A 19,924-nucleotide genomic window follows, 5' to 3' on the forward strand; every position below is an offset into this window, starting at 1 on the left:
TGCGGATGCCCGCAGGTCGTGGGCTCAGGGGGTGACGAGGCTGGTGAGGCGCGGTTCGGTCGCCACTTCCCACGTTCCATCGGCCCTGCGGCCAAGCGCATTGGCCTTGATCGGGGCGGCGCCGGGGCGGATTGCGGTGTGCCCGCGCGCGGCGAGATCATCCTGCATCGCCATCAGCGCGCTGTCTTCCTCGATCAGCAAGGTGTTGCCGAAAGCCATCGCGAAGGGCAGCGCCAGCGCGTCCTGTGCACCGAGCCCGAAATCCAGCACGCCGATGATCCCGCGCGCGACCGAGACCGGGATGGTCGGCCCGCCCGCAGCGCCGATCACCAGCACGACCTTGCCCTTGGCATCATAGACGATCGTGGGCGCCATCGACGAACGCGGCCGCTTGCCGCCTTCGACCCGGTTGGCGACCGGCTTGCCATCGGCTTCGGGCGTCAGGGTGAAGTCGGTCAATTCGTTGTTGAGGTAGAACCCGCGCCAGTGCAGCCCCGATCCGAAGGCGCCTTCGATGGTCGAGGTGTAGCTCACCGCGTTGCCCGCGCGGTCCACCACCGAAAAATGGGTGGTGCCGTTCTCCGGCTCTTCCGGCCCATCCCCGCGCGCGAGCGGCGCCCCGGGCGGCACCCCGGCTTCGACCTTGGGGTTGCGCGCGGCCGGGTTGATCAGCGCCGCGCGCGCAGCGAGATAGGCGGGATCGATCAGCCCGGCGACCGGGACTTCGACGAAATCGGCATCACCGGCGTAAAGTTCACGATCGGCATAGGCGAGGCGCTGGCTTTCGATGAAAAGGTGCCAGAACTCGGGCGATTGCGGCCCCATGGCGGCAAGATCGAAGCGCTCAAGCTGGCCGAGCATCTGCGCCACCGCGATCCCGCCTGAAGATGGCGGCCCCATGCCGCACACGCGGTAAACGCGGTAACGGGTGCAGACCGGCGCGCGCTCCTTGGCGCTATAGGTGGCGACATCGCGGGCGGTCATCTTGCCGTCCTGCGGCGTTGCATCGGCGACATAGGCAGCCAGCGCGGCGGCAGGCTGGCTGCCATACATCGCCTGCGGGCCATCCTTGGCGAGCGCGCGGAAGGTTTCGGCCAGCAGTGGCACCTTGACCGTCGCGCCAATCGGCAAAGGCTCACCATCCGGCCCGAAGAACACCGACCGGGCATAGTCCGATTTGTCGGCACGGCCCTTGTTGCCCTTGAGCGACTGGTGAAGCCGCGGGTTCATCACAAAGCCGTTTTCGGCGAGCGCGATGGCGGGTTCGAACAGCTTGGCCCAGGGCAGGGTGCCGTGCGCGGCATGGGCCTTGGCCGCAAGCGCGATATTGCCCGGCACGCCGACACTGAGGCCCGAGAACACGCGGGCATCGCGCCCGAGCAACTTGCCCTCTGCATCAAGGAACCGCGTTGGCGTTGCGGCGGCCGGCGCGGTCTCGCGCCCGTCATAGGTGACAAGCGCGCCGGTTTCGCCATCAGCGCGCACCAGAAAACCGCCGCCGCCAATGCCCGAGCTTTGCGGCTCGACCACGGTCAGCGCGAGCATCACGGCAATCGCGGCGTCAACTGCCGAACCGCCTTGCGCAAGAATCGCCTCACCGGCGGCGGTGGCGCGGGGATCGGCACTGCTGACTGCGCCGGCCACGGTGGGCGCAGGCGCGTCCGCCAAAGCGGTCTGGCTGGTGGTGGCACAGCCCGAGAGGGCCAGCGCCAGCGGGGCGAGCAGGGCGGGAATGAAACGCATGGGGCCTCCTGCTATTCGCTTCCCACCGCTTCGGCAATGCTGGCAAAGCCGTCGCGCTGCATCAGCGGGATCAGGCCGCGCGCGATCCGTGCGCCAAGCCCGGGGCCTTCATAGACCAGCGCGGAATAGAGCTGCACCAGCGATGCCCCGGCGCGGATGCGCTCCCACGCGTCTGCGGCGCTGGCAATCCCGCCGACGCCCACCAAAGGGATGGCGCCGCCGGTCGCCTTGCGGAAATCACGCAGGCGTTGCAGCGCCAGCGCCTTGAGCGGCGCGCCGGACAGCCCGCCGCTTTCGCCCGCGTGGTGCGAGCGCAAAGCCGGGCGGGTGATGGTCGTGTTCGAGACAACCAGCGCGCCCAGCCCTTTTTCGAGCGCGATGCGGGCAATCGCATCAATATCCGCCGGTTCGAGATCGGGCGCGACCTTGAGAAAAACCGGCGGCGCGCCCACCGGCATGGCATCGGCGCGCGCGGCCAGCACCGCATCGAGCAAGGCGGTGAGCGCGCCTTCATCCTGCAAGGCGCGCAGGCCCGGCGTGTTCGGGCTGGAGATATTGACGCACAGATAGCTCGCCAGCGGCGCCATCAGTTCTGTCATGCGGGCATAATCGGCGATCCGGTCGGCCGCATCCTTGTTGGCGCCGATATTCACCCCGACAATCCCGCTCCGCCCGGCGCGGGCGCGCAGACGGGTGAGCGCGGACTCGGCGCCCTGATTGTTGAACCCCATGCGGTTGATCACGGCATGGTCTTCAACCAGGCGGAACAGGCGCGGCTTGGGATTGCCCGCCTGGGGCAAGGGTGTGATCGAGCCGACCTCGGCAAAACCGAACCCGAGATCAAGCAATTGATCGGGCACTTCGGCATCCTTGTCGAACCCGGCGGCAACACCCACGGGATTGGGGAAATGCAGCCCGGCCACCTCGACCGCGAGCATCGCGGGTAGCGGCATCGGCGCGCGCGGCGGCAGCGCTTTCAGCCCCGCCAGCGCGAGGCGGTGCCCGGTTTCCGGATCGAGAGCGAACAGCGCGGGGCGCAGCAGACGAAACAGCATGGCCCAAGCGCCTATGCCAGCTTCGCAGCCTTGTCGACATATGCGCGGCGGATTGTCCGGCTAGGGGCGATCGCGCGCCCCATTCTTGTCGCTTAGCTACAATTCTCCGGCTGATTCGCGCGCTATAGGGACCCTTGCGACCCGAAGGGCTCGAAGCAGTGATGCAACGAGTTCCTCAACTTTAATGGGCGGCTCCCCTCATCTGGGGGCCGCCCAATTTTTTTTGGGTCTTTTGAGCCATTTCGACGGGAACTTTGCCGTCGCCTGTTCGCTGGCTGGCCTGTAGGGTCATAAAAAGAACAGGGGCGTAAGCCGTGTCGGGGCAAGCAAAGCTTTTCGCAGTCCAAGATGCCGCGCTGACAGCCAGCGCGCTGATGGCGGTCGACTATATCGCCGCCCCTCCTGAAATCAGCGATTACGTCACGACGCTTTATCATTTCCGCTGCGATGAACCGCTGATCCGCGATATCCAGCCCGCGTCGATCGGGAATCTCAGCCTGTTTCCCTATGGCAAGGGCGAGTTGCAATTTCCCAAGGGTCACCGCGATCCCAATCATGAAATCGCTCTGATGACCCCGCTGAGCGCGGCCTGCCCGATGGAGGTGGTGGGGCCGTTCCATTCGATCGGCGCTGCGCTTTCGCCGCTTGGCTGGGCGGCGCTGACAGGGCTGCATGCCGGCCAGCACCGTGATCGGCTATACCCTGCCGCCGATGTGCTCGGCCCTGAGATCGCCGCGCTCGGCGAACGGCTCAATGCGGATTATCGCAAGGGCGCGATCACTGGGCGCGAGGCAGCGCTTGCCATCGGTGATTATATTGCCCGCACCGTGCGCCCAATCGATCCGCGCCATCACAATCTGATTCGCGAGGTCAACCGCTGGCTTGGTACTGCGCTCAATCCCTCGATCGATGACCTGCTGGCGCGGGCGAATTATTCGCAGCGTCAGGTGCAGCGGCTAGTCGAGCGTTATTTCGGGCTGCCGCCGCAAGCGCTGGCGCGCAAATACCGCGCGCTCAGAGCGGCGGCCTTGCTGTCTCTTCCGCAGCTTTCGCCCGAATTTGAGGCCGAACTGGCGGAAGCCTTCTTCGATCAGTCGCATATGATCCGCGAGATCACCCGATTTGTCGGGCGCACCCCGGCGCGCTTGCAAGACAAGACCACGCCCTACCTCGCCGAGATGATTGCCCCGCGCAACCTGCGCGAGCTCGAAGGCTAGCGCGCGGCCCGGGCGATGGGTACACCGCATCGCAGGTCTGCCCCACAAGAGAGAGAAGAGCCATGCCCCCCCGTCCGTTCCGGAATGTGTCGATTATTGCGCTGACGCTCGCGCTCGCGCCTGCCAGCCTTGCCGCACAGGAAGCCGCGCCCGTTGCAGCGGCGGCCGCCACGCCCGACGAAGCCGCCGCGCTCGACGCGCTGTTTGCAACCTATGATGCGGCAAGCCTTGCGGCCTCGCCGCTCTCCAAGGCCTCGCGCGGGATCAGGGATGGCGATTACGGCAAGTGGGATGATCCGTCGGATGCGGCGGACGAGCGCGATTTCGCCCGGCTTAAGGATGCCGCTGCGCAGATGCGCGCGCAGTTCGATCCCGCGCGCTTGCCGACGCAGCAGGCGCTCTCGTTCCGGCTGTTCGATGCGCTTGCCCAGCGCCGCGCCGCGCTCCACCCGTTCCGCAAATATGGCTATATCTTCGATCAGATGAACGGCGCGCAAAGCCGGATGCCTGCCTTTCTGATCGGCACCCACAGGGTTGCGAACCTTGCCGAGGCCGAAGCCTATGTTGCGCGGATCGCGGGGATGGGGCCGCAGCTTGATGCGCTCACCGCCGAGGCGGCGAGCCGCGCGGGCAACGGCGTCATGCCGCCCCGCTGGGTGTATCCCTATGTGATCTCCGACATCGGCAATTTGCTCGGCGCGGGGGATGGCAATGCGGTGCTGGAGGACTTCGCCAAGAAGGTCGCCGCGCTCGATCTGCCCGATGCGCAGAAAGCTGATCTGAACGCCCGTGCCGCGGCGGCATGGAACAGCTCCGCCGTGCCCGCCTACCAGCGCCTCGCTGCCGAAATGGAACGCCAGCAGGCGATCGCGCCGACCGAGGATGGGGTCTGGCGCTTCAAGGATGGCGACAGATATTTCGCCGCGCTGCTCGCAAACTACACCACCACCGATCTTTCCGCCGATGAAATCCACGACATCGGCCTCAAGGAAACCGCCCGCATCCACGGCGAAATGCGGGCCATTATGGCCAAGGTCGGCTTCACCGGCAGTTTGCAGGAATTCTTCGCGTTCACCCGCGATGATCCGCGCTTCTTCCACACCAGCCGCGAAGATTATCTGGCCGAGGCGAGCCAATATCTCGCCGCAATGGAAGCCAAGCTGCCGGAGTTTTTTGCCACCCTGCCGACCGATCCCCTCGAAATCCGCGCGGTCGAAGCGTTCCGCGAAAAGAGCGCGGGCAAGGCCTTCTACCAGCGCCCCGCGCCGGATGGTTCGCGCCCCGGCGTCTATTACGTGAACCTCTATAATCTGCGCGATATGAGCAAGAACGAGCTCGAAGCGCTCGCCTATCACGAAGGCTTGCCGGGCCATCACTTGCAGCTTTCGGTGCAGACCCAGCTCGGCGACCTGCCTGCCTTCCGCCGTTTTGGCGGGGTAACGGCCTATTCCGAAGGCTGGGGCCTCTACACCGAGGAACTGGGCAAGGACATGGGCTTCTACACCGATCCTTATTCCGATTTCGGGCGCTTGGGCATGGAGTTGTGGCGCGCCGGGCGGCTGGTGGTCGACACCGGCATCCATCACAGGCGCTGGAGCCGCAAGCAGGCGATGCAATGGCTCGCCGACAACACCCCCAACCCGCCCGGCGATATCGAAAAGGCGATCGAGCGCTATATCGTCTATCCGGGGCAGGCGACGGCCTACATGATCGGCAAGCTCAAGATCATGGAGCTGCGCGCCATGGCGCAGGCCGCGCTGGGGGATCGCTTTGATATCCGCGCGTTCCATGATGTCATTCTCACCAGCGGGCCGGTGCCGCTGTCGATCATGGAAGAGAATGTGCAAGGCTGGGTGACGAGTCAGCAGGGCGGCTAGGGGACAGGCGCATTTGCGGTTGAAATCGGAGCGCATTGCTCCTATTTCCAATTCGGAACGAATCCGTCCGAATTGAGAACCGCTCGCAAATGCGCCTGTCCAACCTTGCCGATTACGCCGTCATCACGATGTGCCAGGCCGCCTTGCATTGCGGCAACGGGCGGGTAAGCGCGGCGGAACTGGCGAGTGAAACCGGCCTGCCGGTGCCGACCGTGCAGAAGCTGGTGTCGAAGCTGACGGCGGCGGGCCTGCTGCGTTCTGTGCGCGGCGCGCATGGCGGCTTGCAGCTCGGGCGCCCGGCGGCGGCGATCACGGTGGCGGACATTGTCGAGGCGATCGAAGGCCCGATCACGCTCACGGCCTGTGTCGATCACACCCCCTGCGATTTCGAGGCCGGCTGCAACATGAAACCGCACTGGCCGATCATCAACGACGCGCTGCGCGGGGCGCTGGCGGGCATCACGCTGGCCCAGCTGCGCGGCCCCACGGCGCTTGCGCGCCTTTCTGTTACCGAGGACCATCTGGCATGAGCGAAGAGATCGACATTCAAGACCGGCCCGAACTCGACAAGGACGCGCGCGAAGCCGCCGCCAAGGTCGCCGATTACGAGCATGGCTGGTCGGCCGATATCGACACCGAATTCGCGCCCAAGGGTCTCAACGAAGACACCGTCCGCTTCATCAGCGCCAAGAAGAACGAACCCGAATGGATGCTCGAATGGCGGCTGAAGGCCTTCCGCCTGTGGCAGACCATGGAAGAGCCCGATTGGGCCAAGGTCGGTTATCCCAAGATCGACTATCAGGACGCCTATTACTACGCCGCGCCCAAGAAGAAGGTCGAGCTCGGCAGCCTTGATGAACTCGATCCCGAGATCAAGCGCGTCTATGACAAGCTCGGCATCCCGCTGGGCGAGCAGGAGGTGCTGGCCGGGGTGAAGGGCGCGAAGAAGGTCGCCGTGGATGCGGTGTTCGATAGCGTTTCTGTCGCCACCAGCTTCCGCGAGGAACTGCTTCGCGCAGGCGTGATCTTCCTCTCGATTTCCGAGGCGATCCGCGAATATCCCGATCTGGTGAAGCAGTGGCTCGGCAAGGTCGTGCCGGTGCGCGACAATTACTTTGCGGCATTGAACTGCGCGGTCTTCTCCGACGGCACTTTTGTCTACGTCCCCGAAGGCGTGCGCTGCCCGATGGAGCTCTCGACCTATTTCCGCATCAATGCCGAAAACACCGGCCAGTTCGAACGCACGCTGATCATCGCCGACAAGGGCGCCTATGTCAGCTACCTCGAAGGCTGCACCGCGCCGATGCGCGACGAAAACCAGCTTCACGCCGCCGTGGTGGAACTGGTCGCATTGGACGATGCCGAGATCAAGTATTCGACCGTGCAGAACTGGTATCCCGGCAACGCCGAGGGCAAGGGCGGGATCTACAACTTCGTCACCAAGCGCGCGCTGTGCCAAGGGGACCGTTCGAAGGTCTCGTGGACGCAGGTCGAGACCGGCTCGGCGGTGACGTGGAAGTATCCCTCCTGCGTGCTCAACGGCGAGGATAGCGTCGGCGAGTTCTACTCGGTCGCGGTCACCAACAATTACCAGCAGGCCGACACCGGCACCAAGATGATCCACAACGGCAAGAACAGCCGCTCGACGATCATCTCCAAGGGGATTTCGGCCGGCAAGTCCAACAACACTTATCGCGGCCTCGTCCGCGTCGGCCCGACCGCGAGCGGCGTGCGCAACTTCACCCAGTGCGACAGCCTCTTGCTCGGCAACCAATGCGGCGCCCATACCGTGCCCTATATCGAGGTGAAGAACCCCAGCGCGCAGATCGAGCACGAGGCGACCACCTCCAAGATCAGCGACGAACAGCTGTTCTACGCGATGCAGCGCGGCCTCGGCGAAGAGGAAGCCGTGGCGCTGATCGTCAACGGCTTTGCCAAGGACGTGCTGAAAGAGCTGCCGATGGAGTTTGCGGTCGAAGCGCAGAAGCTGCTGGCGATTTCGCTTGAGGGTTCGGTCGGATGAAGGCCCTCTCTACCCTCGTCATTGCGACCCCGGACTTGATCCGGGGGAAGCAATCCAGAGCGGCACGCGAAACGCTCTGGATTGCCGCGTCGCCTGCGGCTCCTCGCAATGACGGATGGACGATTTCGCTTGAGGGGAGCGTGGGGTGAAGATTTCAATTATCAGTGTGTTGCTTGCCAACTTGGCGCTTTCGCAACCAGTGATGGCGCAGTCCCAGCTTGAAGGTAGGGCAAAGGCCATCGACGATGAGTCCTCTTTCACGGCGACCGCAGAGTACTCCGACGCCCTGTCACCCGCCTTGCGGCCCTACTTGCAATGCGAGCTGCGTAGGGCTGGCTCGAGGGTGGTTTCGAAGGGCGAAGTGGTTGAGGGGCCAAGCGGCGAGTCCGAGTGTCAGGCAATTCGCGAAACTGCTTTGGTGAACGTGAACAAAGTCCTCGATCGTGAAGGCATCAAATCCGAAGAAGCTCGAACGCGCATTATCAAGCGGGCATTCGGAGCGATCGACGCTCTCGCGGCCTCGCAACGCGTTTGGCGGGCAGCAAACCAATGACCACCCGCAAAACCCTCGCCCTCAACCCCGAGGCCGCTTCCACCGCCGAAGCCCCCGCGCTCAAGAAGAAGGGGCGCGGGTGGGAGATTTCGGACAAGCGGCTCGATGCCCTGCACGAACAGGCGCGCGAGCTGCGTCGCCATTCGTCCGAGGCGCACAAGGCGCTGGCGGCCAAGTTCGCCGCCGCCGACATGGGCCGCTACACCTTCAAGCGTCACGCCGTGGTCGGCAGCGCGATCGTCGATTTCAACTGCCACAACCTCGGCCTCGCGCTCGCGATCGACGAGGAGGGGCAGAACGACACCCTCGCCAAGCGCCGCGACAAGAGCCTCGAGAGCGTCGGGATCAAGGTGATGCGGATCGCGGCGAAGGATATCCTCGACGACCTCGACACCGTGCTCAAGCAGCTCACCCAGGTCATGCGCGAGCGGATCGAGGAACGCAAAGCCGCCGCCCGCGCGCACAAGGCGGCCAATCCGAAGCAGACCTATTCGCGCCCCAAGCGTGCAGACGCAGGCAACAAACCGCGAGGGCGCAGGACGTGAACTCTCCCCTTCCCCGTCATTGCGAGGAGCCGCAGGCGACGCGGCAATCCAGAGCGATGCGCGTGCCGCTGTGGATTGCTTCGCTCCGCTCGCAATGACGAAATGAAAGAATGACGATGCTCGAAATCACCAACCTCCACGCCTCCGTCGGCGACAAGCCCATTCTTAAGGGTCTCACCCTGTCGATCCCGGCAGGCGAAATCCATGCAATCATGGGGCCCAACGGCGCGGGCAAATCGACCCTTGCGCATGTGCTCGGCGGGAAGCCCGGCTACGAAGTGACCGCAGGCAGCGTCACCTTCCGCGGGCAGGACCTGCTCGCGCTCGAACCGCATGAGCGCGCGGCGGCCGGCCTGTTCCTCGGCTTTCAATACCCGGTCGAGATCCCCGGCGTCTCCAACGTGCAATTCCTGCGCGAGGCTTTGAATGCGCAGCGGAAAAGCCGCGGGGAAGAGCCGCTGAGCGGCGGCGAGTTCCTGAAGCTTGCTAAGGAAAAAGCCGCGCTGCTCAAAATGGACATGGAAATGCTCAAGCGGCAGGTCAATGTCGGCTTTTCGGGCGGCGAGAAGAAGCGCGCCGAAATGGTGCAGATGGGCATTCTCGACCCGGCCTTCGCGGTGCTCGACGAGACCGATAGTGGCCTCGATATTGATGCGCTGCGGATTGTTGGCGCCGGGATCAATGCGATCATGCGCAGCCCGGACAAGGCGGTGCTGCTGATCACCCACTATCAGCGCCTGCTTGATGTGGTTGCGCCCGACAAGGTCAGTATCCTTGCCGGTGGCCGCATCGTTGAAACCGGCGGGCCGGAACTCGCCCTGCGGCTCGAGGCCGAGGGCTATGACGCGGTGATGGCATGATGGCTGAGGCCGCTACCCTGACCCTCCCCACCCGCCGCGACGAAGCATGGCGTTATGCCGATATGGACGCGGTCGCGCGGCTGGGCGTGACGGCGCTTGACCAGTGGCAGACGATCAACGTCGCCGCTGGCGAGAGCGTGACCCGCTGCATGATCGTCGGCAGCGATGCGCCCGAAGTGCACCGGATGCGTGTCACCCTTGGCGAAGGCGCGAGTGCCGCGTTCTTCGTTACCAATGCGGGCGGCGATTACACCCGTGTCGAAATCGAGGTACGGCTCGCCAAGGGCGCGCATTTCGAATTCGGCGGGGTGACGATTGGCGGAGCAGGCGTCACCCGCGAATTCGTGACGCAGGTTGTCCATGCCGAGCCCGAAGCCACCAGCAACCAGACGGTGCGTGCGGTCCATTGGGGCGGGGCGACCGGCAATTTCCTCGGCGAGATCAAGGTCGCGCGCCACGCGCAAAAGACCGATGCCGCGCAGGATTTCAAGGGCCTGCTGCTCGAAGCCCGGGCGAGCGCCAATGCCGTCCCGCAGCTCGAAATCTTCGCCGATGATGTGAAATGCGCCCACGGCGCCACGGTGGGCGCGCTGGACGAAGCCGCGCGCTTCTACATGATGGCGCGCGGGCTCGATCCCGCTACCGCGCAGCGCCTGCTGGTGCAGGCCTTTATCGGCGATGCCTTCGTCGCGCTGACGGACGAGGCCAGCCGCGAAAAGCTGCTCGATGCCGCGCTCGGCGCGCTGGAAAGGGCACGGCTGTGAACGCGCCCGCCACGCTCACCCGCGACTGTGCCGCTGATTTCCCCGGCATGGTCACCCATGATGGCAAGCCGTGGCATTATCTTGATACCGCCGCGACCGCCCAGAAGCCGCGCGCTGTGATTGAAGCCATGGCCCGCGCGCTGGGCGAGGATTACGCCACCGTCCACCGCGGGGTTTATGCGCGCTCTGCTGACATGACCTTCGCCTTCGAAGCGGCGCGGCGCAAAGTCGCCGCCTTTATCGGCGGGAGCGAGGACGAGCTGGTCTTCACCCGCGGGGCGACCGAGGCGATCAATCTCGTCGCCAACACCTGGGGCCGGACGAATCTCAAGCCCGGCGATCGCATCCTGCTCTCGCAATTGGAGCACCACTCCAACATCGTGCCGTGGCAGATGATCGCCGCTACGACGGGCACGGTGATCGATGTCTGCCCGCTGACGGATGATCACCGCATCGATCTTGATGCGGCGGAAAAGATGCTGACCGAAGCGCACAAGCTGGTTGCCTTCGGCCATGTTTCGAACGTGCTCGGCTCGGTTCTCGATGCCCCGCGCGCTGCTGCGCTGGCGCACAAGGTCGGCGCGAAGCTGCTGCTCGATGGCTGTCAGTCGGCACCGCATATGCCGGTGGATGTGCGCGCGCTCGGCTGCGATTTCTACGTGTTCTCCGCGCACAAGCTTTACGGGCCGACCGGGATCGGCGCCTTGTGGGCGCGCGCGGACATTCTCGATGCCATGCCGCCATGGGAAGGTGGCGGGGCGATGATCGACCGGGTGACCTTCGCTGGCACCACTTACGCCTCCGGCCCGCAGCGGTTCGAGGCGGGCACCCCGGCCATCACCGAAGCGATCGCTTTCGGCGCGGCCGTGGATTATGTCAGCGGCATCGGCCTTGCCGCGCTGCACGAACGCGAAGCGCGGCTGGTTGCCCAGCTGCGCCGCGAACTCATCGCGATGAATGATGTGACTGTGTTCGGCCCCGAAGATAGCGCCGGGATCGTCAGCTTCACCATCGACGATATTCACCCGCATGATCTCGGCACGATCCTCGACGAGAGCAATGTCGCGATTCGCGCCGGGCACCACTGCGCCCAGCCGCTGATGGATTACCTCGGCGTCCCCGCCACGGCGCGCGCCAGCTTCGGGCTCTATTCGAGCGAGGCGGATATCGCGGCGCTGCTCAAGGGCATTGCCCGCACCCGCAAGATTTTTGGCAAAGGATAAAGGCGAATGGACAGCACCCGCGATCCTTCGGACATGACAGCGCAAAAGCCACCGCGCGCCCGCGTGGAGGATGCTGTCGACAGCGATGCACCCCGCACCCGCGACTATCTCGACGGCTTCCTCGCGGCCAAGCCCGCCGCCGATGCCGTGGGCGGAGATGGCAGCGATTTGCAGGCCGCGGTGATTGAGGCCCTGCGCGAGATCTATGACCCGGAAATCCCGGTCAATATCTATGATCTCGGCCTTATCTATGGGGTCGAGGTCGATGACGAAGGCGATGCCACCGTCACCATGACGCTGACGACGCCGCACTGCCCCGTCGCCGAGACCATGCCGGGCGAGGTTGAGCTGCGCGTCACCTCGGTGCCGGGCATTCGCGACGCAGAGGTGGTGCTGGTGTGGGAACCGGCGTGGGGCCCGCACAAGATGAGCGATGAAGCCCGGCTCGAACTGGGGATGCTGTAACGCTCATGCTCACCAGCGCCCCGGCCCTGACGATTGCCTTGGCAGACTATGCCGATCCGCGCGATGCGGCGGATGTGGTCGCGCTGCTCGATGCCTATGCGCGCGATCCGATGGGTGGCGGCGAACCCCTGTCTGACCCGGTAAAGGCGCGGCTGGTGCGCGATCTCGCCGCCAATCCGCACGCCTTTTCGCTGCTGGCACGGCTGGATGATGCGGCGGTTGGCGTGGCCAATTGCTTCATCGGCTATTCGACCTTTGCCGCCGCGCCGCTCGTCAACATTCATGATCTGACGGTGCTCCCCGGCCATCGTGGGACAGGCATCGGCACGGCTTTGCTCGCCGCGATCGAGACCGAGGCCTTGCAGCGCGGGGCCACCAAGATCACATTGGAAGTGCTGAGCGGCAATCCGGCGCGGCACTTGTATGAACGCCAGGGTTATGGCGATTACCAGCTCGATCCCGCAGCTGGCCACGCGCTGTTCTGGCAGAAGAGGCTGACATGACCGAGACGACCACGACTTCTCGCCCCGCCCCCAAGGCTGCTGTCACGCTGACGCCTTCTGCCGAGGCGCGCATTGCCGAGCTGATGAGCAAGGCCCCGGACGACGCGATCGGCGTGAAGCTGTCGACGCCGCGGCGCGGCTGTTCCGGCCTTGCCTATTCGGTCGATTACGTCACCACCGAGGCCAAGTTTGACGAGAAGATCGTGACCCCCGGCGGGGTGTTCTATATCGACGGGGCCAGCGTGCTCTATCTCATCGGCTCGGTGATGGACTGGCGCGAGGATGATTTCACCGCCGGCTTCGTGTTCGAGAATCCCAACGCCAAGGGCGCGTGTGGCTGCGGCGAAAGTTTTATGGTATAGACAGCCCTATGGCTGAGACCGAACACCCGAACCGCAGACTCGTTGGCGATCTTGTGCGCATCGGCGCAGGGTTGCTGTTTGCGGCCAGCCTGGCCGCGCGCGCGCTCAACAAGCGTCAACGTGCCAGCCGTGTTGAGGCAACTGCCAGCCCATTCTCGCCGGATCAAATGTTCAGAAATCGTCAGCGCAGGCCCCGCAAACCACCCGAAGATGGCATGATGGCTCCCGCAGTTCCGCCGCGCGGGCCACTGCCGCTACAAGGCGGCGCGGCGGCACCCCTGGATTTCGGCGCCTAGCGTTATTCCCCTGCCGCGAGGCGCGCCAGCAAACGGCTTTCCAGCTCGTCAACCTCGCCATCGGCATCGATCATCTTCTCGAGCCATTCCTGCTCGAAGTCTGTCACTGCTTCGCCCGCCGTGGCGAGGGCGGCGTAATCCGTGCCTTCATCCCTACGCCTGCCGAAAACCTTGCCGAAATGATTGCGCGCCGCCGGCACCTCGCGCGCCACGCGCCCGAAGAAGCGGCGCACATCGGGCCGCGCATCCTCGACAAAGGCTTTCAGCTCCAGCGCGCGTTCGTGGCTGATCTGGGCGTGGGGCAGGGTGAAGCCCTTGAGATAATTGAGCACGCCATCGATGAAGAGCTCGTCCCATTCGGCGGCGTTCTCATCGGCGAGGGTCGCGTCCTTGATGCGGAACAGCATCTCGGCATCAAAGCGGCTGACCGCAGCCGGCCCATGCCCGCCGCTGGCAAAGATCACGCGGCGGATGATGCGGCATTCCGAGGCGGTGATGTGGGTGGCGGCGAGTTCCCCGCCCGAGCGCGTCGGCCCCGTTCCGGTGAGGACGGCGCGTTCGACCGCGGCGAGCACATAATCCTTGAGCCGGTCGGGCACATTCTGCGCGCGCTCGATGATGCGCACCATGCATTCGAGTTCGACCATGGTCTCGACCACGCCATCGCGATCAATCTGGTCGATCAGCCACTGGGCCTCGCTGTCGGAGCATTGCAGCCGCGGCGCGGTGCCGTTGAGCACGAATTCCCCGATCGCCTCGACGAAGAAATCGCACCAGTCGGGGCTGCGATCAGCCAGCGCGTCATTGGCGGCGAAGAGGGCTTCGGCCTCGGCCTGCGAGACAATGCCGTCACCCCACAGGTAGCGGCGCAGTTCCATCAATTCCTCGGGCGCGATCTGCCCATCGGCGGCCGCGCGGGCGGCGATTTGGCTGAAATGTGTCGTCATGGCGCGGTCAAACCCCTGCAATTCAAGGGGGGTGATGCCACAAACAGGCTTAAGACGGGGTTACCGCCGCGTGATTTCCCCGAGGCACTGGCGCCGGTCAACCGCTGCGCCGCCCTGGCGCTGGCGCGCTTCGACATGGGTGGCGACCGGCTCGCCCCCAGGTTGCAGCGGATAGAGATAGATATCCATCACGCAATCGCGTCCGGCGAATTGCAGCTTGCGGACATCGCCTTCGGCAACATCGAGCCGCGGTTCGCCAAACCGCCGGGTGAGCGAATTTGCCGATGCGCCGATCACGTTTTCCAGCCCGGCGGCTTGCATCACATCGGGCATGCGGATGATCGCGCTGCCGGGCGTTCCGGCCACAACCGGGCGTTTGGCAGCAGGCGCGCCGACGCAGCTTGCGACCAGCAAAGCAAGCGCACCCCCCACCATGGGGCGAAACAGGGCAGAGTGAGGCGTCATCGGCGCCTGCGATGCTTGCCCGCTCGCCCCAAGTCAATGTGCAAAGCCGCAAGCAGCGCTTGGCCTGCGACGACAAGCGAGCTAGGCGCTCTGGCCAATCGCGTATTTTCGCTTTGCAGCAACAGGAACCCATGCCCGTGCCCGAGATCAATCCGCCCCGTTATGATGTCATCGCGATCGGCAATGCCGTGGTCGATGTGATCGCCTCGTGTGAGGAGGATCTGATTGATGAGCTCCAGCTCAACCGCGGCGGGATGACCTTGATCGACGAAGCGCGCGCTGAGGAACTTTACGAAGCCATGCCGCCCGCGCGCGAGGTTTCGGGCGGCTCGGCGGCGAATACGCTGGCGGGCCTTGCAACGCTGGGCCTGCAATGCGCTTTCATCGGGCAGGTAGCCGACGACCAGCTTGGCAAGGTGTTCCGCCACGACATGCGAGCCACCGGCATTGATTTCGACACGCCTGCCCGCGAAGGCGAACCGGCCACCGGCCGGGTGCTGATTTTCGTGACGCCCGATGGCGAGCGCACCATGAACACTTTCCTCGGGGCGGGGCAGTATCTCCCGGCCTCGGCGCTCGACGAAGATCTGATCGCAAGTGCTGCCATCCTCTATCTCGAAGGCTATCTGTGGGATCCCGACGAGCCGCGCCGTGCGATGCGCCGCGCCATCGAGGTTGCGCGCAATGCCGGGCGCAAGGTCGCTTTCACCGCTTCAGAAAGCTTCGTGATCGAGCGGCACCGCGATGATTTCTGCCAGATGCTCGATGATGGGGTGATCGACATCCTGTTCGTCAACGAAAGCGAGTTGGCAACGCTGACGGGTGAGGACGATTTCGAGGCGGGTCTCGCCTGGCTCAAGGACAAGGTGCCGGTGCTGGTCGCCACGCGTTCGGAAAAGGGTGCGGTTGCCATTGCGCATGGCGAGCGTGCCGATGTGGCGGCGGTGCCGGTGCTCAAGGTCGTCGACACCACCGGCGCAGGCGATCAGTTCGCCGCCGGGTTCCTGTCGGGCTATGCGCGCGGCGAAGCTCTCACCCGTTGCCTCAAGCGCGGGGCGATTGCCGCCTCCGAAGTGATTGCGCATTACGGCCCGCGGCCCGAGGCTGACATGATCGCGCTGATGAACGAGCGGCTGTAGGGGGATTAGGCCCGCCTGCCTCCTTGGGGGAGGGGGCGGATCGTATCCGACCTATTGCTCCGGCACGTAATCCGCGCGCCGCAGCGTGATCATGTAATCGGCGATCTGCTGTGCCTGTTCGCGGGTGAGATCGAAATCCATCTGTTCGGGATAGTTGTGCGCGTCCACCAGCCATTCGGCGAGCGTGGCCTTGCTCAAGCCTTCGCGGTTGGCAATCGCGGCAAAGCTGGGCGATTCGGGGTTCGGGGAGAGGAAAGGCGGTTCCACCGCATGGCACCCGCCGCACGCCGCCTCTACAAAGGCAGGGGGTTTGGGCGCTTTGGTTTGCGGCGCGGCGGTCTGGCAGCCGGTAACAAGCAGGGCGGCAGCGGAAAGCAGGGCGGTGCGGATCATGGGCGTTTACTCCTGTGCTGCGGCCGCCTCCCGGGCCACCTCGCGCCAACCTATATCACGCCGGCAGAAGCCCGAAGCAAATCCGATCCGGTCCACCGCCGCATAGGCGCGGGCCTGCGCTGTGGTGACATCCGGGCCCATCGCCGTCACATTGAGCACCCGCCCGCCGGTGGCGACCAGGGCGCCATCCTTGTTGAGCCCGGTTCCCGCGTGGAACACCTTGGCGCCATCGGCCTCCGCGTCATCCAGATCAATCGCGCCGCCTTTTTCGGGCGTGCCGGGGTAGCCCTTGGCGGCCATTACCACAGTGAGCGCGGTCTGATCGCTGAACTTGGCCTCGATGCCCGTCAGATTACCGAGCGCGCAGGCCAGCATGATTGCGACGAGATCGCTTTCCAGCCGCATCATCAGCACCTGGCATTCGGGATCGCCGAAGCGGGCATTGTATTCGATCAGCTTGGGCCCTGCAGCCGTCAGCATGAGGCCGGCATAGAGCACGCCCTGATAGGGGATGCCGTCCGCGCGCATAGTGGCGACGGTCGGCGCGATGATCTCGGCGATGACACGCGCCTGCAAGTCCGCCGTCAGGACGGGGGCGGGGGAATAGGCCCCCATCCCGCCGGTGTTCGGCCCGACATCGCCATCGCCCACGCGCTTGTGATCCTGCGCGGAGCCGAAGGGAATGATCGCGGTGCCATCCGTCAGCGCGAAGAAGCTCGCTTCCTCGCCCACCATGAATTCCTCGATCACCACTTCGGCGCCCGCTTCGCCAAAGCTGCCGCCGAACATGTCGGCGAGCGCGGCTTCGGCCTCGGCAAGGGTCTCGGCGATCACCACGCCTTTGCCCGCCGCAAGGCCATCGGCCTTGAGCACATAGGGCGGTGCAAAGCGGGTGAGCGCGGCGCGGGCCTCTTCGAGCGAGGCGGTGCGGACATAGCCCGCGGTCGGGATACCCGCGCGCGCGCACAGATCCTTGGTAAAGCCCTTGGAGCCTTCGAGCTGGGCAGCCGCCTGCGACGGGCCGAACACCGCGAGCCCTGCGAGCCGCAAGCTGTCCGACAGGCCATCGACCAGCGGCGCTTCCGGCCCGATCACCACCAGGCCCACCACGTTCTCGGCGCAGAAGCGGATCACCGCATCGTGATCCTTCACCCCCAGCGGCACGCATTTGGCGATGGCGGCGATCCCCGGATTACCGGGGGCAGCGAAGAGTTGATCGGTCAGCGGGGATTGCGCCAGCTTCCATGCCAGCGCATGTTCGCGCCCTCCCGAACCCAAGAGCAGGATATTCATGGCCCCTCCGCCCATTTCCGATGACAATTCCGGGCTGGTAGCGCGTGACCGCGAGGGCGACAATGCCGCGCCGCTGACGATCACCGAGATTTCGCAGTTGCTGAAGCGCACGGTCGAGGATCGCTTCGGCTTTGTCCGGCTGCGCGGCGAGCTTTCGGGGGTGAAGCGGGCGGCTTCGGGGCATTTCTACTGCGCGCTGAAAGACGAAGGCGCGGTGATCGACGGGGTGATGTGGAAGGGCAACGCCGCCCGCCTCAATTTCCGCGCGGAAGACGGGTTGGAGGTCATCGCGACCGGCAAGCTGACAACCTATCCGGGCCGCTCGAAATACCAGATCGTGATCGACAGCCTCGAACTCGCGGGCGAAGGCGCGCTGTTGGCGCTGCTGGAAAAGACCCGCGCCCGGCTGGCCGCCGAAGGCCTGTTCGCTGTCGAGCGCAAGCGGGCCTTGCCCTTCCTCCCCAAGGTGATCGGGGTTGTGACTTCGCCCACCGGGGCGGTGATCCGCGATATCCTCCACCGGCTGGCGGATCGTTTCCCCAGCCATGTGCTGGTGTGGCCGGTGCTGGTGCAGGGGCAGGGCGCGGCCGAACAGGTGGCGAGCGCGGTGCGCGGCTTTTCCGCGCTTGGCTCCGGCGGGCCGGTGCCGCGTCCCGATCTGGTGATCGTGGCGCGCGGCGGCGGCTCGATCGAGGATCTGTGGAGTTTTAACGAGGAAGTGGTCGTGCGGGCGATTGCCGAATGCACCATTCCGGTGATTTCGGCGGTGGGGCATGAGACCGATACCACGCTTGCCGATTTCGCCGCCGATCGCCGCGCGCCGACGCCCACCGCAGCGGCGGAAATGGCAGTGCCGGTGCGCGCGGATCTCGCCTTCACCCTGACCGATCTTGGCGCGCGCCAGCGCCGCGCGGTCTATCGCCCGGTTGAACTGGGGCGCGAACGGCTCGACGCCCGCGCGCGGCTGCTGCCGCGGCCCGAGAACCTCCTGCAAGCCCAGACCCAGCGGCTCGATGATCTCGCCGAGCGGTTGCGGCGCGGGCTGGTGACTCGCGCAGGCGCCGGGCGTGAGCAGCTCGCAGGTGCGGCTGCGCGGCTTTCGCCCAGTCTGTTGGTTCGCAGCCATGGCGAGGCGTGCCGCCGGCTTGAGCGGGCGCAGCTTATCCCCGCACTGGTGCAACGCCCGCACTCACTCGCACACGAGCGGTTGGCCGCGCTGGCGCGGCTCGCCGGGCAGCTCTATCCCGAAAAGCCGCTCGAAAGGGGCTATGCGATCATCCGCAATGCCGCAGGCGTGGCGCTGACGACCCGTGCGGCTGCGGCCCAGGAGGCTGCGCTCACGTTGCAATTCCGCGACGGCACGCTGGGTGTGGCTCCCATTGGCGCGGCGTCCCCGCCGCCACCCGCTGCGCCGCGCCCGCCTGCGCCCAAGCCCGCCAAAGCCGCGCCGCCGCAACAAGATGATTTGTTCGGCTAGCCTGCCGGTGCTACAGGGCTTGCCATGTTGATGTCCGGTTCTGACAAAGAGGCCAAGCTTTACTACGGCCCATCGAGCTTTCGTGTCCTGCGCCCCGGGCGCTATGTGCTGTGCGCCGTGACGGGCGAGGCGATCGCGCTCGAAGAATTGCACTATTGGAGCGCGGCCCGGCAGGAAGCCTATGCCTCGTGCGAGATCGCAACCCGGCGGCTGCTCGGCCTCGACGGCTGAACGCCGCGCGCCAAGCGATCAAGCGATACGGCATACTGCAAAACGCGCACAAAAAAGCGCGGGCGAGGTTACCCCTGCCCGCGCTTTTTGTGATTCGCTGCGCCCGGCCCGAGCCGGGGGGATGATCAGGCGGCTTGTGCCTGCGCCTTCACCAGCTCGCGCTTCACCTTGAGCGCGCGCGGCGAGAGCTTTTCGTCATTGGTCTTGAGCAGCCAGTTATCGAGCCCGCCATTGTGCTCCACCGAGCGCAGGCCGTGGGTCGACACGCGGAACTTGAAGCTGCGATCGAGCTTTTCGCTCATCAGCGTGACGTTCTGCAAGTTGGGCAGAAACACGCGCTTGGTCTTGTTGTTGGCGTGGCTGACATTGTGGCCGGTCATGCGGCCCTTGCCGGTCAGTTCGCAGATGCGCGACATGGTGTGTCTCTTCTCGTGAATAAGGCAGCTAGTGCTGGGAAAGCGGCGCGCATAACGGGCGATAGGCGAATCGTCAA

Annotated in this window: 23 protein-coding genes; 16 read left to right on the plus strand and 7 right to left on the minus strand. The window is 65.2% G+C overall.

Annotated elements, in window-relative coordinates:
• Positions 1-24: 24 nt before the first annotated feature.
• Both ggt and SOQ14_RS07710 read right to left on the minus strand, forming a co-directional pair.
• Positions 25-1,743 (minus strand): gamma-glutamyltransferase, encoded by a 1,719-nt coding sequence (ggt, locus tag SOQ14_RS07705; protein WP_322897477.1) that lies wholly within the window; start codon positions 1,741-1,743, stop codon positions 25-27.
• An 11-nt stretch (positions 1,744-1,754) separates the two neighbouring features.
• Entirely contained in the window at positions 1,755-2,798 is a 1,044-nt protein-coding gene (locus SOQ14_RS07710) for a quinone-dependent dihydroorotate dehydrogenase (RefSeq protein WP_322897478.1), read from the minus strand.
• A 314-nt stretch (positions 2,799-3,112) separates the two neighbouring features.
• Here SOQ14_RS07710 and SOQ14_RS07715 point away from each other — a divergent pair, with 314 nt between their 5' ends.
• The 13 genes from SOQ14_RS07715 (at position 3,113) to SOQ14_RS07775 (ending at position 13,486) form a co-directional block, all read left to right on the plus strand.
• Positions 3,113-4,015 carry a helix-turn-helix domain-containing protein gene (locus SOQ14_RS07715; RefSeq protein ID WP_322897479.1) on the plus strand — a complete coding sequence of 301 codons (903 nt, stop codon included), beginning with the start codon at positions 3,113-3,115 and terminating at the stop codon, positions 4,013-4,015.
• 62 nt (positions 4,016-4,077) lie between these two features.
• Positions 4,078-5,892, plus strand: a complete 1,815-nt coding sequence (locus SOQ14_RS07720; protein WP_322897480.1) for a DUF885 domain-containing protein — start codon at positions 4,078-4,080, stop codon at positions 5,890-5,892.
• A gap of 89 nt (positions 5,893-5,981) precedes the next feature.
• Positions 5,982-6,422 carry an SUF system Fe-S cluster assembly regulator gene (locus tag SOQ14_RS07725; RefSeq protein ID WP_322897481.1) on the plus strand — a complete coding sequence of 147 codons (441 nt, stop codon included), beginning with the start codon at positions 5,982-5,984 and terminating at the stop codon, positions 6,420-6,422.
• Positions 6,419-7,915 carry a Fe-S cluster assembly protein SufB gene (sufB, locus tag SOQ14_RS07730; protein ID WP_322897482.1) on the plus strand — a complete coding sequence of 499 codons (1,497 nt, stop codon included), beginning with the start codon at positions 6,419-6,421 and terminating at the stop codon, positions 7,913-7,915. Before SOQ14_RS07725 ends, sufB begins: the two co-directional genes overlap by 4 nt.
• A 145-nt stretch (positions 7,916-8,060) precedes the next feature.
• Entirely contained in the window at positions 8,061-8,468 is a 408-nt protein-coding gene (locus SOQ14_RS07735) for a hypothetical protein (RefSeq protein ID WP_322897483.1), read from the plus strand.
• Complete coding sequence (locus tag SOQ14_RS07740) at positions 8,465-9,013, plus strand: DUF559 domain-containing protein (protein ID WP_322897484.1); 549 nt, start codon at positions 8,465-8,467, stop codon at positions 9,011-9,013. Before SOQ14_RS07735 ends, SOQ14_RS07740 begins: the two co-directional genes overlap by 4 nt.
• Positions 9,014-9,129: 116 nt before the next feature.
• Complete coding sequence (gene sufC, locus SOQ14_RS07745; RefSeq protein WP_322897867.1) at positions 9,130-9,873, plus strand: Fe-S cluster assembly ATPase SufC; 744 nt, start codon at positions 9,130-9,132, stop codon at positions 9,871-9,873.
• Entirely contained in the window at positions 9,873-10,637 is a 765-nt protein-coding gene (locus SOQ14_RS07750) for a SufD family Fe-S cluster assembly protein (protein ID WP_322897485.1), read from the plus strand. The genes sufC and SOQ14_RS07750 overlap by 1 nt, the downstream gene beginning before the upstream one ends.
• A complete protein-coding gene (locus tag SOQ14_RS07755; RefSeq protein WP_322897486.1) occupies positions 10,634-11,860 on the plus strand; it encodes an aminotransferase class V-fold PLP-dependent enzyme in 1,227 nt (408 codons plus the stop codon). The genes SOQ14_RS07750 and SOQ14_RS07755 overlap by 4 nt, the downstream gene beginning before the upstream one ends.
• 6 nt (positions 11,861-11,866) lie before the next feature.
• Complete coding sequence (locus tag SOQ14_RS07760; RefSeq protein ID WP_322897487.1) at positions 11,867-12,325, plus strand: SUF system Fe-S cluster assembly protein; 459 nt, start codon at positions 11,867-11,869, stop codon at positions 12,323-12,325.
• Positions 12,326-12,330: 5 nt separating this feature from the next.
• Positions 12,331-12,828 (plus strand): GNAT family N-acetyltransferase, encoded by a 498-nt coding sequence (locus SOQ14_RS07765; protein ID WP_322897489.1) that lies wholly within the window; start codon positions 12,331-12,333, stop codon positions 12,826-12,828.
• On the plus strand, positions 12,825-13,190 hold the full coding sequence (locus SOQ14_RS07770) for a HesB/IscA family protein (RefSeq protein WP_322897490.1): 366 nt from the start codon (positions 12,825-12,827) through the stop codon (positions 13,188-13,190). The genes SOQ14_RS07765 and SOQ14_RS07770 overlap by 4 nt, the downstream gene beginning before the upstream one ends.
• Positions 13,191-13,198: 8 nt before the next feature.
• Complete coding sequence (locus SOQ14_RS07775; RefSeq protein ID WP_322897491.1) at positions 13,199-13,486, plus strand: hypothetical protein; 288 nt, start codon at positions 13,199-13,201, stop codon at positions 13,484-13,486.
• Positions 13,487-13,488: 2 nt separating this feature from the next.
• Here the strand turns inward: SOQ14_RS07775 and SOQ14_RS07780 are convergent, their stop codons facing one another.
• Both SOQ14_RS07780 and SOQ14_RS07785 read right to left on the minus strand, forming a co-directional pair.
• Complete coding sequence (locus tag SOQ14_RS07780) at positions 13,489-14,433, minus strand: hypothetical protein (RefSeq protein ID WP_322897492.1); 945 nt, start codon at positions 14,431-14,433, stop codon at positions 13,489-13,491.
• A 60-nt stretch (positions 14,434-14,493) separates the two neighbouring features.
• On the minus strand, positions 14,494-14,898 hold the full coding sequence (locus tag SOQ14_RS07785) for a hypothetical protein (RefSeq protein ID WP_322897493.1): 405 nt from the start codon (positions 14,896-14,898) through the stop codon (positions 14,494-14,496).
• A 131-nt stretch (positions 14,899-15,029) separates the two neighbouring features.
• Between SOQ14_RS07785 and SOQ14_RS07790 the strand changes: the two genes are divergently transcribed.
• Positions 15,030-16,037, plus strand: coding sequence for an adenosine kinase (locus SOQ14_RS07790; RefSeq protein ID WP_322897494.1), 1,008 nt, complete (start codon positions 15,030-15,032; stop codon positions 16,035-16,037).
• A 51-nt stretch (positions 16,038-16,088) separates the two neighbouring features.
• Here SOQ14_RS07790 and SOQ14_RS07795 read toward each other — a convergent pair whose 3' ends face one another.
• Together SOQ14_RS07795 and purD are read right to left on the minus strand one after the other, a co-directional pair.
• Positions 16,089-16,430 carry a hypothetical protein gene (locus SOQ14_RS07795; RefSeq protein WP_322897495.1) on the minus strand — a complete coding sequence of 114 codons (342 nt, stop codon included), beginning with the start codon at positions 16,428-16,430 and terminating at the stop codon, positions 16,089-16,091.
• 6 nt (positions 16,431-16,436) lie between these two features.
• On the minus strand, positions 16,437-17,723 hold the full coding sequence (gene purD / locus SOQ14_RS07800; RefSeq protein ID WP_322897496.1) for a phosphoribosylamine--glycine ligase: 1,287 nt from the start codon (positions 17,721-17,723) through the stop codon (positions 16,437-16,439).
• Here purD and xseA point away from each other — a divergent pair.
• Positions 17,722-19,200 carry an exodeoxyribonuclease VII large subunit gene (xseA, locus tag SOQ14_RS07805; protein ID WP_322897497.1) on the plus strand — a complete coding sequence of 493 codons (1,479 nt, stop codon included), beginning with the start codon at positions 17,722-17,724 and terminating at the stop codon, positions 19,198-19,200. The genes purD and xseA overlap by 2 nt on opposite strands.
• 24 nt (positions 19,201-19,224) lie before the next feature.
• The gene (locus SOQ14_RS07810) at positions 19,225-19,431 is read left to right on the plus strand and encodes a DUF2093 domain-containing protein (RefSeq protein ID WP_322897498.1); all 207 of its coding nucleotides are present in this window, start codon (positions 19,225-19,227) and stop codon (positions 19,429-19,431) included.
• 125 nt (positions 19,432-19,556) lie between these two features.
• Here the strand turns inward: SOQ14_RS07810 and rpmB are convergent, their stop codons facing one another.
• Positions 19,557-19,847: a 50S ribosomal protein L28 gene (gene rpmB / locus SOQ14_RS07815; RefSeq protein WP_322897499.1), complete on the minus strand. Its 291-nt coding sequence runs from the start codon at positions 19,845-19,847 to the stop codon at positions 19,557-19,559.
• Positions 19,848-19,924 lie beyond the last annotated feature (77 nt).

It is taken from the genome of Erythrobacter epiphyticus (assembly GCF_034653295.1).
Classification (GTDB): domain Bacteria; phylum Pseudomonadota; class Alphaproteobacteria; order Sphingomonadales; family Sphingomonadaceae; genus Erythrobacter.

What these genes read in the sequence shown, in the direction of transcription:
- ggt (WP_322897477.1), bottom strand. Translation starts at nt 1,743, where the DNA reads ATGCGTTTCATTCCCGCCCTGCTCGCCCCGCTGGCGCTGGCCCTCTCG.
- SOQ14_RS07710 (WP_322897478.1), bottom strand. Translation starts at nt 2,798, where the DNA reads ATGCTGTTTCGTCTGCTGCGCCCCGCGCTGTTCGCTCTCGATCCGGAA.
- SOQ14_RS07720 (WP_322897480.1), top strand. Translation starts at nt 4,078, where the DNA reads ATGCCCCCCCGTCCGTTCCGGAATGTGTCGATTATTGCGCTGACGCTC.
- SOQ14_RS07725 (WP_322897481.1), top strand. Translation starts at nt 5,982, where the DNA reads ATGCGCCTGTCCAACCTTGCCGATTACGCCGTCATCACGATGTGCCAG.
- sufB (WP_322897482.1), top strand. Translation starts at nt 6,419, where the DNA reads ATGAGCGAAGAGATCGACATTCAAGACCGGCCCGAACTCGACAAGGAC.
- SOQ14_RS07740 (WP_322897484.1), top strand. Translation starts at nt 8,465, where the DNA reads ATGACCACCCGCAAAACCCTCGCCCTCAACCCCGAGGCCGCTTCCACC.
- sufC (WP_322897867.1), top strand. Translation starts at nt 9,130, where the DNA reads ATGCTCGAAATCACCAACCTCCACGCCTCCGTCGGCGACAAGCCCATT.
- SOQ14_RS07750 (WP_322897485.1), top strand. Translation starts at nt 9,873, where the DNA reads ATGGCTGAGGCCGCTACCCTGACCCTCCCCACCCGCCGCGACGAAGCA.
- SOQ14_RS07760 (WP_322897487.1), top strand. Translation starts at nt 11,867, where the DNA reads ATGGACAGCACCCGCGATCCTTCGGACATGACAGCGCAAAAGCCACCG.
- SOQ14_RS07765 (WP_322897489.1), top strand. Translation starts at nt 12,331, where the DNA reads ATGCTCACCAGCGCCCCGGCCCTGACGATTGCCTTGGCAGACTATGCC.
- SOQ14_RS07770 (WP_322897490.1), top strand. Translation starts at nt 12,825, where the DNA reads ATGACCGAGACGACCACGACTTCTCGCCCCGCCCCCAAGGCTGCTGTC.
- SOQ14_RS07775 (WP_322897491.1), top strand. Translation starts at nt 13,199, where the DNA reads ATGGCTGAGACCGAACACCCGAACCGCAGACTCGTTGGCGATCTTGTG.
- SOQ14_RS07780 (WP_322897492.1), bottom strand. Translation starts at nt 14,433, where the DNA reads ATGACGACACATTTCAGCCAAATCGCCGCCCGCGCGGCCGCCGATGGG.
- SOQ14_RS07785 (WP_322897493.1), bottom strand. Translation starts at nt 14,898, where the DNA reads ATGACGCCTCACTCTGCCCTGTTTCGCCCCATGGTGGGGGGTGCGCTT.
- SOQ14_RS07790 (WP_322897494.1), top strand. Translation starts at nt 15,030, where the DNA reads ATGCCCGTGCCCGAGATCAATCCGCCCCGTTATGATGTCATCGCGATC.
- SOQ14_RS07795 (WP_322897495.1), bottom strand. Translation starts at nt 16,430, where the DNA reads ATGATCCGCACCGCCCTGCTTTCCGCTGCCGCCCTGCTTGTTACCGGC.
- xseA (WP_322897497.1), top strand. Translation starts at nt 17,722, where the DNA reads ATGGCCCCTCCGCCCATTTCCGATGACAATTCCGGGCTGGTAGCGCGT.
- purD (WP_322897496.1), bottom strand. Translation starts at nt 17,723, where the DNA reads ATGAATATCCTGCTCTTGGGTTCGGGAGGGCGCGAACATGCGCTGGCA.
- SOQ14_RS07810 (WP_322897498.1), top strand. Translation starts at nt 19,225, where the DNA reads ATGTTGATGTCCGGTTCTGACAAAGAGGCCAAGCTTTACTACGGCCCA.
- rpmB (WP_322897499.1), bottom strand. Translation starts at nt 19,847, where the DNA reads ATGTCGCGCATCTGCGAACTGACCGGCAAGGGCCGCATGACCGGCCAC.